Annotated in this window: 13 protein-coding genes; all 13 read right to left on the bottom strand. The window is 33.9% G+C overall.

Translation table 11 applies throughout. From position 1 onward, the window contains the following. Positions 1-91: 91 nt before the first annotated feature. The gene (locus tag ACLI09_RS16995) at positions 92-580 is read right to left on the bottom strand and encodes a hypothetical protein (protein WP_411420845.1); all 489 of its coding nucleotides are present in this window, start codon (positions 578-580) and stop codon (positions 92-94) included. Then, on the bottom strand, positions 580-1,539 hold the full coding sequence (locus tag ACLI09_RS17000; RefSeq protein WP_411420846.1) for a hypothetical protein: 960 nt from the start codon (positions 1,537-1,539) through the stop codon (positions 580-582). The genes ACLI09_RS16995 and ACLI09_RS17000 overlap by 1 nt, the downstream gene beginning before the upstream one ends. Further along, a complete protein-coding gene (locus ACLI09_RS17005) occupies positions 1,523-2,047 on the bottom strand; it encodes a hypothetical protein (RefSeq protein WP_411420847.1) in 525 nt (174 codons plus the stop codon). The genes ACLI09_RS17000 and ACLI09_RS17005 overlap by 17 nt, the downstream gene beginning before the upstream one ends. Beyond that, complete coding sequence (locus ACLI09_RS17010) at positions 2,040-3,227, bottom strand: PilN domain-containing protein (protein ID WP_411420848.1); 1,188 nt, start codon at positions 3,225-3,227, stop codon at positions 2,040-2,042. Before ACLI09_RS17010 ends, ACLI09_RS17005 begins: the two co-directional genes overlap by 8 nt. A 4-nt stretch (positions 3,228-3,231) precedes the next feature. Further along, complete coding sequence (locus tag ACLI09_RS17015) at positions 3,232-5,136, bottom strand: type II secretion system protein GspD (RefSeq protein ID WP_411420849.1); 1,905 nt, start codon at positions 5,134-5,136, stop codon at positions 3,232-3,234. 2 nt (positions 5,137-5,138) lie between these two features. Beyond that, entirely contained in the window at positions 5,139-6,536 is a 1,398-nt protein-coding gene (locus tag ACLI09_RS17020) for a GspE/PulE family protein (RefSeq protein ID WP_411420850.1), read from the bottom strand. Positions 6,537-6,538: 2 nt separating this feature from the next. Beyond that, a complete protein-coding gene (locus ACLI09_RS17025; RefSeq protein ID WP_411420851.1) occupies positions 6,539-6,931 on the bottom strand; it encodes a hypothetical protein in 393 nt (130 codons plus the stop codon). Positions 6,932-7,023: 92 nt separating this feature from the next. Continuing rightward, positions 7,024-7,446, bottom strand: a complete 423-nt coding sequence (locus ACLI09_RS17030) for a type IV pilin protein (protein ID WP_411420852.1) — start codon at positions 7,444-7,446, stop codon at positions 7,024-7,026. An 11-nt stretch (positions 7,447-7,457) separates the two neighbouring features. After that, positions 7,458-8,582, bottom strand: a complete 1,125-nt coding sequence (locus ACLI09_RS17035) for a type II secretion system F family protein (RefSeq protein WP_411420853.1) — start codon at positions 8,580-8,582, stop codon at positions 7,458-7,460. Continuing rightward, complete coding sequence (locus tag ACLI09_RS17040) at positions 8,572-9,066, bottom strand: type II secretion system protein J (protein ID WP_411420854.1); 495 nt, start codon at positions 9,064-9,066, stop codon at positions 8,572-8,574. Before ACLI09_RS17040 ends, ACLI09_RS17035 begins: the two co-directional genes overlap by 11 nt. After that, positions 9,059-9,400 carry a type II secretion system protein gene (locus ACLI09_RS17045; protein ID WP_411420855.1) on the bottom strand — a complete coding sequence of 114 codons (342 nt, stop codon included), beginning with the start codon at positions 9,398-9,400 and terminating at the stop codon, positions 9,059-9,061. The genes ACLI09_RS17040 and ACLI09_RS17045 overlap by 8 nt, the downstream gene beginning before the upstream one ends. Then, on the bottom strand, positions 9,375-10,586 hold the full coding sequence (locus tag ACLI09_RS17050) for a hypothetical protein (protein ID WP_411420856.1): 1,212 nt from the start codon (positions 10,584-10,586) through the stop codon (positions 9,375-9,377). The genes ACLI09_RS17045 and ACLI09_RS17050 overlap by 26 nt, the downstream gene beginning before the upstream one ends. Continuing rightward, positions 10,583-11,437, bottom strand: a complete 855-nt coding sequence (locus tag ACLI09_RS17055) for a toxin-antitoxin system YwqK family antitoxin (RefSeq protein WP_411420857.1) — start codon at positions 11,435-11,437, stop codon at positions 10,583-10,585. Before ACLI09_RS17055 ends, ACLI09_RS17050 begins: the two co-directional genes overlap by 4 nt. Positions 11,438-11,633 lie beyond the last annotated feature (196 nt).

Here is an 11,633-nt window from a genome sequence, read left to right on the forward strand (position 1 = left end):
ATGTGCGGACAGATGCCTAATGATAAATATGGTGATAAGTTGAAATTGACATAGTATATCTTATTATAAATAAATTTACAGAAAAGGCAATTTAGTTCTTTGCGAACGTATACTCCTGGCCTCCAAATATTATTATCAAATCATTTTTAGAAAATGACTTAACCCTTATATTATTTTTGACCTGTTGTTTCTGTAATCTCAGCAGTGTCTCATTAACTTTTAATAAAGCAAATTCTTTCGTTCCTGATTTAATGTAGCCATAATAAATAATTTCAGGCATGGGAATTATTTCCTGTTGTACAGGATTTACTACAGCGTTTTTATACTTTGGTTTTACTATACTGTTATTATTTTTACCTTCAGCTATACTTGGACTGGGTGTTGCAAGGAAAGGATCCCTATCAAGATATTGAAATGCGATGGTGTCGCGTACTATTTCGAGATTTTGATAATTATTTGCTACAATATTTTCGGATTCAATAGTTGAAGCGAAAAAATAATTTTTAAAGTATTTATAAGCAACTGTACCCCATAAAGATATAACTACTATAATTAATATGATATTTAACTCCTTTTTCATTACTGTAAAATGAGCTTATAGTAACTGCCGTAAGCACCCTGGTTACCTGCCTGGTCATTAGCCCTAACTCTCCAATAATAGGTTCCGGTGTTACTAAAAGTATAATTATACGATGTAGTACTTACATTGGCTGTTTCTATGATATTATTAAAGCCGGTGTCTGTAGCTATTTGTAACGAATATGTGACAGGTGAAACGATTGTTCCCGGATCAGATCCAATATTCCACTCAAAGTTAACATCTGAGCTTAATGAAAGCGAATCATTATTTTCAGGAAGTGAATTTTGAGGCTGAAGAGGTGCTGTAGTATCAATATAAAATGACCTGGATGCAAACTGTGTTTGAGAATTGTTATCAGCATTATAAGCCCTGACTTTCCACATATACTGGGCATCATCAGTAATTGTTCCTGAAGTTAAGGTAAAAAAAGTTTCTTCGATATCCGATTGTTGAAGTACAATTGTACTACCTGCTGTAACATTAAGAAGCTGAAATTCATAAGTAGTTGCTGCGGTAAGTCCGGTCCAGCTAAATGTCATGGCCCCATTATTACTATAGATGCCCGAGAGTGGGCTCACTAATGGTACTTGCTGGTTATCAAGATCATCACTTTCAATAAGGGTGAAATTTACAGGAAAGGTATAGCCTGTTTGATAGGCAAAATTCTCGCCCCTCACGCGCCACTGATAAGTACCCGGATTTAACGAATAAGTAAAATTATTTGTGCTTATAAGAGAATCAAGAACTATTGTACCCGATGTATATACCTGGAGCCTGTAATCATCAGCCCCCTTTAAATCATTCCACTTAAATGTTACAACATTGCTGTGCACTTCTTCTCCTTCTACGGGCGAAGATGTAGTTACCATATCATTAGTAATATCTTCTTCAAGTAGGTCTTCGCATGAAACCATGCTAAACAGCAATATTAAAACGAAAAAATTATTTATTGTTCTCATAGTTTTGAAATATCATTTTTAAGTGTAATACGGTTGGGTTATTGCTTTTCTTAATAGTATAAAAGTGCATACTGGATACTCTCGAAAGTAAAAATTTTTTTTCAAAGTCATAAGAGAGTCTTAACAGATCATTAAAGCTTCCGGTAAGTTCAAACTGGTTAGTGTAAATAGTGTAATTCTCATCATTAAATTGGTGTATAGAGCGCATATCAAATATCGATATACCCAATTTTTTATTTACAGTAAAACTTATAATATCCTGCTGTATTTTTTCTTTATCTACGGTTTCTTTCCCTATTATCCTGTCTATCTTATCAAGTGTGTATTGTAATTTTTTTATGTTGTTCTCGCTTTTATCTAACTCTTTCTTTTTTTCGGTAAGGGCATTGTTTTCTTTTACCAAATCTATAAGCTGGCTAAAAGAACGTTTATAGGCAGCAGCCAAAAGCAATACAAATATTAATGCAAGTGCCTTTAATTTAAATTTGTATGTATATTTTTCAAACATCGTTTAAATGAATTTTTATTTCAAATTCCTGTTTGTTATCCTTATTCTTTTTTATAGATAAAATTTCGAAAGTACCTATCCAGCTATTTTTTTTTACTTTCTCCATCCAGCTGTTAAAGCTCCTGTCGTCCTTACTAATACCGAAAATAAGTATTGTGTTAGCATTAACTTCTATTTTTTTGCCCTCTTTAATATCCGTAGACAATGGAGAAATTTCTAAACTGCTCAATATTATTTCGGCCGGTACCGATTTAGCTATTGTGTATATATAGAAACTCATGAAATTTTTAGACATCTGCCCGGTATCAGCCAGTATCTTCAATTTTTGTTGTCTTTCAGTATCCATCTTCTGTATCTCATTAAATGTGCGTGTTGAGTACAGATTTTGCTCATTTAACGCTGCATTTTTTGAAAGATAGTACTGTATGCAAGAATAACTTATAATAAGTAATGTAAATACAAACGCCAGCATTACTATGGCCAGTTTATTAAAAGCCTTCTTATATACTACCTCTTCAGCATTTATACTTGCCGGTACAGATTTTTCTATTTCCGGAACTTCAATATAATATTTTACAGCACAACTGTATAACAATAACTGGCTCGATGAAAGTTCCAGCTCCGAGATATTATAATGAGGGAGTAAATCGCCGGGCAAGACCTTTTCTAAATGAACCAGTTTATCATCTGTAAATTCGAGCAGGGTAGTATTAGAAATGTAACTATTCTTTCCCAAAACATTTTTCATCACTACCGCCGCAAGTGGCCCTATATGCAAATCTATTATTTCAACCTTATTTTTAGCTAATGTATTTAAAAATTCATCTATAAATGTTTTTCTGGCAAATGAAATAAATTCTACCCCATCGGTTAAATAAGTGGTAAGGTATATGGTATTGAGGTCGATATTATTTTTCCAGGCAATGTCTTGTTCACTTTTATTATCAATTTTTTTATTTAGCACACCTTTTCCGTCAAATACAACTATAACAGGATTTTTAATATCAATGCCCTTTATGGCAGCTTCGAATGTAGGAAAAACATTCTTCGCTATTACAATTAATTTATCCTTCCTCTTTACTACTTGCAAGGTAGAAAAGGTAGAATCTGTATCATTAGTATCTCTAAATATCCCTAATACCGTAAGGGCATTTATTTGAAATAGTTTATTTATAATCATATCCTTAATAAATTATGGTAGGCTTTATAAAAATGTGTAGTTTGGAATTATTTTTTGATTTTCTCCTGCTGCTAAAAAACCATTTTATAATCGGAATTCTTGAAATTAGCGGTACGCCAGAGCCTGAGTTTTCTTTTTTAAGTTCATCAAGGCCTCCCAGCAGTACCATTTCATTATTTTTAACGCGCACTAAAGACTGAAACTTTTGTGTCGCTTTACCTGGCGGGGCAGTTTCACCTACACGTGCCAAAAACGAGCTTTTTTCTACTGTTACGGTTAAAGTTACATTTTCATCTGTAGATACATAAGGCTTTATAACGACACTTAGGTCGGCATCTGTAGATTTCCATGAGCCTGACTGAAGCACACTATTATTAAGCGTATTAGTTAAAAGCTGGTTACTTTGCTCAAAATAATAGCTCGTTTCGCCTATAGATAGTTTAGCCTCATGCCCGCTAAGTGTTGCTATTTTAGGTGTTGACTCAATTTTTATTACAGAGTTATCCTCTAAAAATTTAAGGTTTAGATAGAATGCCTCAGTAACTTTACCCAACTTTACAATCCCAAAACCGTTAAAAGCATCAATGAGGCTATTTACAGATGATCCGTTAAGAGTTACGTCGCCCGATGGGAACACTGTGCCGCCGGTAGTTACCGCCTTAGTTTTATCAAGCCCGGCTTTTAATCCTGTTTGTATATCATACGATTTATTATATTGAACTATCATGACATCAATTTGTACAAGCGGCACGACTTTATCAATCTGATGAATGTAGTCTTTCATTTCCTGGATAATATTCCTGGCTCCAGAAACAATAAGTGAATTAAGTTCTACAAATTCTTTAATTTCAACCTTTTCAGAAAAAATCTTGGGCAGCGAGGCCAGCACAGACTCTATAGAGCGATTTTGCAATGCTATCAGTTCTGTATATCTGAGACCTTCTGTAGATTGCTCACCAACCATATAAAAATTATCCTGTTTCTTATAGGTATATTTTTTTCCTTTAAATATATTATCAAGCAATTCATCAAACGTAATACCATCTGCGTATAATGTAGTTTTCTCATTTTCAGGTTTATTATACAAAAAGTAAGGTATATTAAGCTTTTGTGCCGCTTCCATTATTATAGCTGTAGCATCGGCGTTGTTTGCCTTAATTGAAAGAAAACCTGTGCTATTTAGCACAATTTCATAACTCCCCTCTTCCCCTGCTGAAACTTTTGCCTGCCTTCTGCCCGCATTCCCCGTACTTCTTTCCGTACTGGAAGGCTGCAAATTTTTTTCAATAAAATATACATCATTTTCATCTTTAGTGGCTATAAGGTTATTAGATTTTGCAATCATTTCAATTACCTGGTCAAAAGGCCTGTTTACCACATAAGCGGTAATTGGCATGCTTTTTACATCCTGCGCAAGCAAAATATTTTTTCCCGAAATTTCAGTTATTGCAGCCGCAGCATTTACTAATGTATCATTTTGAAATTTAACGCTGAGAAAGTCATTTTCAGAATTATATTTTACATCAATAGGTTTAGGTATTTTCTTTGCAATTACAATCTCCTGTTTTTTTCTCTTGAATATCATAATATTATTCCTGAAGGTTACTTCAAGGTAATATTTATCTACCAGATATAAGATTACATCTTTTACAGTAACATCAAAAAAGTTATTGCTTACAACATCATTAAGATCATTATCAACACTAACGTTAAGTTCGTGTTCAGAAGCTACAGAATTGATAAAGTCTTTTAATGTAATGCCCGACACATCAATCTTAACAATTTGATTAATCCCTGGTTTTATTGCAGATAGTTCGTTCAGCTTTAATTCAAGATCGCCATTTTCCTGAGAAAAAACAGGAAAACAAGCTAAAACCAATGTCAGGATCAGGAGTATTCTTCTGAACATACTTAAATATTTATTAGAATTGAGTAAATTTCTTCAAGGGATGTTTCGCCCGATGCCAGTAAATCATAGGCTTGTGCAGAGAGTGTTTTATATTTAATCGCGGCTGCTAATTTTTGGGTTTCATTATTTTTTATCATTATAGCTGTTTCATATCCAATGCTAAATAACTCATATATTGCCATCCTGCCTTTATACCCCGTATGAAAACAATTATTACACCCTGAGGGTTTATAAAGATTATCTAAAGTATAAGGTATTTTAAATGATCTTGGAAAATCAGTAGCTATAAATGGCACACGTACTTTACAATGGTTGCACAACTTACGTAGCAGCCTTTGCGCAACAGATAGGTTTAGGGTTTCTGCTATAAGGTATGATGGCACCCCCATATCTATAAGTCTGGATATAGTGCCTAAAGCAGAATTTGTGTGTATTGTAGACAATACCAGGTGGCCGGTAAGTGAAGCCCTAATTGCCATAAGGGCCGTTTCCGGATCCCTGATTTCCCCCAGCATTATAATATCAGGATCCTGCCGCAAAAATGATTTTAATGCAGCCGAAAAAGTAAGCCCAATGTCTTCTTTTAACTGGACCTGATTTATGCCCTTAAGTGTATACTCAATAGGATCTTCTACAGTTAAAATGTTTCGTTTATCATCATTTAATAGTTTAAGGGTAGCATACAACGTAGTGGTTTTTCCTGAACCGGTAGGCCCGCTTATAAGTATGATGCCGTTTGGCTTCCTTACCGCCTCAAGATAATGATAATGTTCTTCTTCTTTAAAGCCCAAAATATTAAGGCTAATGTTAGAAGCATCCTGCCCTAAAAGCCTCATTACTATCTTTTCTCCAAATAAAGTGGGTAAAATAGAGACCCTTATATCAAATTCTCCGGTAGTGATGCGGCCATCCTGAGGCAGGCGTTTTTCTGTAATGTTAAGCTTAGATTTAATCTTTATCTTATTTACAAGTTCAAGGTAATTATCATGTTCTACACGGAAGCGCTCTATAAGCTGCCCATCAATCCTGAACCGTATCCTTGCTTCTGTTTCATAAATCTCAAAATGTATATCGCTACTTTTTAAAGACCTGGCTTCGAGGATAAGCATCTCTAAAAAATCATTTTCAGACAAACTAAACGATTTAATGCTTACCAAATCTCTTTCTTGCCGGTAGTAACGTGAAAGTGCTTTTTGTATCTCTGCTGTATCTGTAGGTATAAAACTTACCCTATGCCCTATAAGCATTTCTATCTCATCTTTTACATCTTCGGAGTTATTAGCTTCATCGATATACAGCGTTAGCCCATGGTCATTTACCAAGCCTGGCAATACCCTGTAATGGTTTGCCATATCTGCAGATACTAAATGGCGTATTTCCTGATCTATAACTAAAGACATATTTATATAGCGATTATTACTGATTTAAAACCACAAAACTGAAACGCTAAAAAACCCAGTAAAAGCAAGGCAGAAAAACCTGCCAGCGGTATACTGTCCGGCTTAATGAGGCTACGCAAAACATAACATAAGATAATAGCAAAAACCATTGATAAAATAAAATATAAGAGGTATAACTTAATTGTAAACAGCGGGGTAACACTGATATAAAATAATAGGTCTCCCAAGCCAAAGTAGTGCCTGAACGGATTTTTTAACACACCTTGTTTAATAATCATATACCCCACAAGTGCAAAAAATATTACTGCAAATAAAATAACATTGTAAATAACAATAGACAGACCTGCGTAGCCAGTCTTTTTATATAATAATACCGCCGATGCAATAAATACCATTGCCGGCAGCACAATGTGTATAGATCGGTATTTTATATCCTGTATAAAAATAACAACCAGGCAAATAAGCAATATTACAATTAATGCTTTCATTATTCTTTAGTAACTTCAGTTAGCATTTTCTGTTCGTTTATTTCCCATGTATTAAAGGTACCATCGCCATCAAGATCTGTTACTGATGTAGCGCGTGCTGTAAATGTATTAGATGAAGCCTCTACAATTTCTATTTTATAAACGGCCTGCCCCCCCTCATCTACTGTTTTTTCCTGTTCAAAACCAAGTTCTTCCGCACTGGCAGAGTATTTTGAAAAACGGTAAAAATTACTTTTTTGCAGGCCATATACTTGGTTTAGCATTGCCTGGGCTTCAATAGATTTTGCCTGGCTAATTACTGATGTCTGGTTGGGTAATACCATGAGCAATAATATACCTATGATACATAATACAATAAGTATTTCTGTAAGAGAATATGCTTTAACATATCCTTTTTTAAAAAATTTTGATAACTTTTTCATATCAGTTTATTTTAATTCCTTATAATTTTACTTAAATCAAACATAGGGGCATACATGGATATCATAATAACCCCTACCACTATCCCTATGACTATTATTATCATTGGTTCCAGCACTACACCTATCATTTTTGTTTTATGGTTAATATCTTCATTGTATTGTTCTGTTAGCTTTTCAAACATTACATCCAACTGATTAACCTGTTCTGCCACTTCAATCATAGAAACCATTCTGTCTTCATACACGCGATGTTTTCTAAAACTTTCTGTAAGCGTTCGTCCTTTTGTTACATCATCTACAATATATTTTATAGACAACTCTAGAGGGTAAAATCCTACCATTTTTGCGGTAAGTTTTAAAGAGTTTATCAATTGTGTTTTTGAAGTAAGCAATAAACTCATAGACTGGCAAAAACGGGCCAAATATATTTTTTTTACTAACTGGCCAAAATAGGGCAGCCTCATAACCATTGCAGAAGTGAAATTGCGATAACTATTTTTTTTGTTTAGTGTAGCATGCAATACTATAAGCGCTATTATTAAACCAAACAGGATACTAAAGAATAAACCTGAATTATTAGACAATTTTATAATATATTGGGTACTTTTAGGCAGTTCACTATTAAATTGCCTGAAAACGGATGTAAACATCGGCACTACCTTAGTAAGCATAAAATACAGCACTAAAATGGTAACTACCAATACTATGACAGGATAAGTAAGCACTGATATTATTTGCCTGCGCATCTGTATTTTAGAGGCAAAGTATTTCTGTAGCTCACTCAATACTACCTCAAGCTTGTGTGTTTCCTCCCCTATCTGTATACTAAAATATTCATACGCTGAAAACTGGCCTGAAGAAAAGAGGGCTTCATATATAGATTTCCCAGATACTATTTTATTTTTTATGTCTAACAGCATTGCTGCATCATTCTTATTTTTGGTTTGGCTATGCAATATTTCGAGCGCTTTTTTAAAATCTACTCCTGCTCTTAAAAGCATCCCCAGTTCACGATAAAAACTTTCCTTCTTTTTATCTGTAAATTTTTTACCAAATGAAAGGCTGAAATCAAAAGAGGCTTTACTGCTTTTTCCTTTAGCTTCTAAAGTCTTATAGCTACTAAGGTCAATACTCATTATGATGACTATTTATTAGTTCTGCAGGATAAATTTTCTTGTAAAAATATGTGTTAAACGATTTTTTTCCGTCTATTAACTTTAAATTAATTCTCTTGTAGCTCTGTCTTTTGTTTAAAGAAGAAATAGTATCGAAATACATGTTTGCTACATGAATATGAAATGTATCAATAAATTCATCTGAATAACGTGTTAAAATATCCCTGTCGATTGCATAAGTAGCACTTGCATCGTCATGCATCAAAAACTTTAACACACCATCATTATATTCTATATACTTACTTTCAAACATATCTTTATTTAAGGCATAATTTACTCTGTTAAGGTCTACAATTTCAATGTTAGCTTGTTTAAAATCTAATAAACGTTCTGAAGTAATTGTAAAAACAACAAAAATAATAGACATTATAATAGCTGTTATAACCATGCCTATAACTGCCTCAATTATTGTAAAAGCTCTAATATGTCCCCCTTTTTTATTCATTTATATAAAATATCCTTTCATTCCATTCTGTCTGGCTGCTGTCTTTATGCATTATTATAACTTTGTCAAATCCATCATTTTTCTCCGTTACAATTTCAAATTTGTTCTTGTTATCTTCTGGCAAAGGAATACTATCCTGCTTTAACTGCAATAAGAAAAACACTTCGTTAATACTGTTTTGCTCCCTATAATATTTTAAAGAGGTCTTTGAAGTAAAAACCGCGGCATACACCATGGTAGCTATGTAAAGGCAAATAGCAATAATAGTTAGAGCTATTAAAGACTCTAATAGCGAACCTGCCTTAAAATTATATGAGCTTTTTGATAACACCATAAGCATTAGCTTTAAACAGCGGAACACTATAAAAAAAACCAGGCCTCTTTTCAGGGCCTAAATCAATATTAACAACACAATTGTTATTTAACGATGTAGCGGTCCTGTATGATATCCTGTTTGTATACACTGATCCTGCCACGTTACTTCTTAAAGATGTATTGCCTGTAGAATATATATCGCAAAATGCTCCTACATTAGCTTCAACATACACATTATTATTATCTACTCTTTGATATTCATTTCCATACATAATTATCAATCCGTAAATACTACTACCTTCATTTATTGTAATCTTACACTTTTCACTTACCGAATGATTTGAAGCATAAAGAACCGAAGGGTATTTCAATCTTACATTCTTACCCACTTCTATACCTAAAGTAGCAAAAGCCTGAACACTGCCTTCAAAGTTGTCTTCAAAAATTATCTTTGGCGCCATCAGAATCACATCTTCAAGCTTTGCCATGGCTGACACTACAATAGAATCAGACGATTTTATTATTGTATTTCCTTTTATATCCAGATTCCCAACACGGTTGATATCATTAAGCACTAATGGAGGTTTTAAAAAAGAATTTATGATTTTACCTTCTTTCTCAACAGACCCTAAAATTTCCGCAGTACCATATATCCCCATTGCGCCTGAAACAACATTATCTGCAGGCTCTGGCAACATACCTTTCGATATAAAGCCTTTACCTGAACAATAAAAACTATTAGGCACATCTGAAAGATAAACAGATGCTACATATGATGTAGGTAAATATGAATTTCCTAAGAGTTTGACATTACCGGAGTATGAAATACCTGCTCCATAATTAGGCACATATAAAGCTGTGTTATCCCGCGATGTACAACCTACAAAATGCATAGAAGCAACAGTATCATTCCCCATTATTGATTTTGCAACGACAAGAGGTATAACACCATACTGTTTTACTTCAAAAGATGAAAGTATACCTGTATCATCTTCATCCGGTGTTGCATATTTGTCGTCCATATGCGAAACAGCAAAATTTACTAGCGATTCATTATGCACATAAAGATTTTGATGGCTAACGTAATACTGATTCAGTTGAGTATATAGCCCGGCCATAAACAGCATAGCCGCACATATAATAGCAACAATAAGGCAAATGTATATAGCATATAACAAACTGTTTGCCCTTACCATAGCTTTCATTTTTTATCCTGCTTTTTTTTATGGAACAACCGGCTCCAGAAACTTTCTTTCTCCTTATTATCAGTAGAAACTTTTTTATCTTTTAGCTTTTCTTTTTTATTATTTTCAGCAGGTGAAGTCTCTGAAACGTCTTCCTTTTCTTTTTTGCTAAAAAGCTTTCCAAAAAAACTACGCTTGGTTACTTCTCCATTTTCGCCATTACTGGCTTTTTCTCTTTTTTTAGATGCCGCATTTTTTTGTTTACCATCTGCCATCTGGCCTGTTGTATTATCCTTATTTTTTTTTCTAAATATATTCCTGAAGAATTTGTGCTTGTTAGCCGTTATGGTGTCTTCTGGTTTTTCTGGTTTTTTCGCTTTAGGCATCACTACACTTCCGTTATGGTACTTTAGTGTATCCTTTGAGATATAATTTATCCAGCGCCCGTTTTTAGCATTGTTATTATACGACCCTTTTTCCACAAGTACACCTGCCGGATCATATAAATAATAATCACCATCCTTAAGTCCGCCGTCCCAGTAGGTTTCAGATTGCAATGTACCGTCCTCGTACCAGTTTTTCCAGAGGCCTTCTTTTAATCCGTTTTTAAACTTACCCGACTCGGCCAGTTGGTTACTATGGTAATATTTATTAAAATCATCCTGAAGCAGTTCGCCGGCCGTGCCATACTCGCTATTGTGAATAGCGCCGCCTTTAAACCAATAGTAGTCACGGCCTTTTTTAGGATTTACTTTTTTTGTAGTAGTATAAAATTCATAACGAAAATGCACATCTGATATACGCTTTATAAGCGATGTATCAGAAAAAGAGCACAAAAGCACAAATGCTATGAATAAAGAAAATTTCCGCATAACGGTGATTGGTTTGAGCCGCAATATAATAATTTTTTTAACTCAACATTAAGAATATTTGAGTAATTTACAGACCGTTTAAATGCGTAAGAAAAGTCATTAATTTTGATACCCAATTTGACATAAAAATGCGTGAAATAGCAAAATATCGTTATTTTTGTTTAGCATAAAGTTCTTATAAATAGTGGGCAAACAG

This window comes from Flavobacterium sp. RHBU_24 (assembly GCF_046613695.1).
Classification (GTDB): domain Bacteria; phylum Bacteroidota; class Bacteroidia; order Flavobacteriales; family Flavobacteriaceae; genus Flavobacterium.

Coding starts and splice junctions, on each gene's coding strand:
- ACLI09_RS16995 (WP_411420845.1), bottom strand. CDS start 580: ATGAAAAAGGAGTTAAATATCATATTAATTATAGTAGTTATATCTTTA.
- ACLI09_RS17000 (WP_411420846.1), bottom strand. CDS start 1,539: ATGAGAACAATAAATAATTTTTTCGTTTTAATATTGCTGTTTAGCATG.
- ACLI09_RS17005 (WP_411420847.1), bottom strand. CDS start 2,047: ATGTTTGAAAAATATACATACAAATTTAAATTAAAGGCACTTGCATTA.
- ACLI09_RS17010 (WP_411420848.1), bottom strand. CDS start 3,227: ATGATTATAAATAAACTATTTCAAATAAATGCCCTTACGGTATTAGGG.
- ACLI09_RS17015 (WP_411420849.1), bottom strand. CDS start 5,136: ATGTTCAGAAGAATACTCCTGATCCTGACATTGGTTTTAGCTTGTTTT.
- ACLI09_RS17020 (WP_411420850.1), bottom strand. CDS start 6,536: ATGTCTTTAGTTATAGATCAGGAAATACGCCATTTAGTATCTGCAGAT.
- ACLI09_RS17025 (WP_411420851.1), bottom strand. CDS start 6,931: ATGGTATTTATTGCATCGGCGGTATTATTATATAAAAAGACTGGCTAC.
- ACLI09_RS17030 (WP_411420852.1), bottom strand. CDS start 7,446: ATGAAAAAGTTATCAAAATTTTTTAAAAAAGGATATGTTAAAGCATAT.
- ACLI09_RS17035 (WP_411420853.1), bottom strand. CDS start 8,582: ATGAGTATTGACCTTAGTAGCTATAAGACTTTAGAAGCTAAAGGAAAA.
- ACLI09_RS17040 (WP_411420854.1), bottom strand. CDS start 9,066: ATGAATAAAAAAGGGGGACATATTAGAGCTTTTACAATAATTGAGGCA.
- ACLI09_RS17045 (WP_411420855.1), bottom strand. CDS start 9,400: ATGGTGTTATCAAAAAGCTCATATAATTTTAAGGCAGGTTCGCTATTA.
- ACLI09_RS17050 (WP_411420856.1), bottom strand. CDS start 10,586: ATGAAAGCTATGGTAAGGGCAAACAGTTTGTTATATGCTATATACATT.
- ACLI09_RS17055 (WP_411420857.1), bottom strand. CDS start 11,437: ATGCGGAAATTTTCTTTATTCATAGCATTTGTGCTTTTGTGCTCTTTT.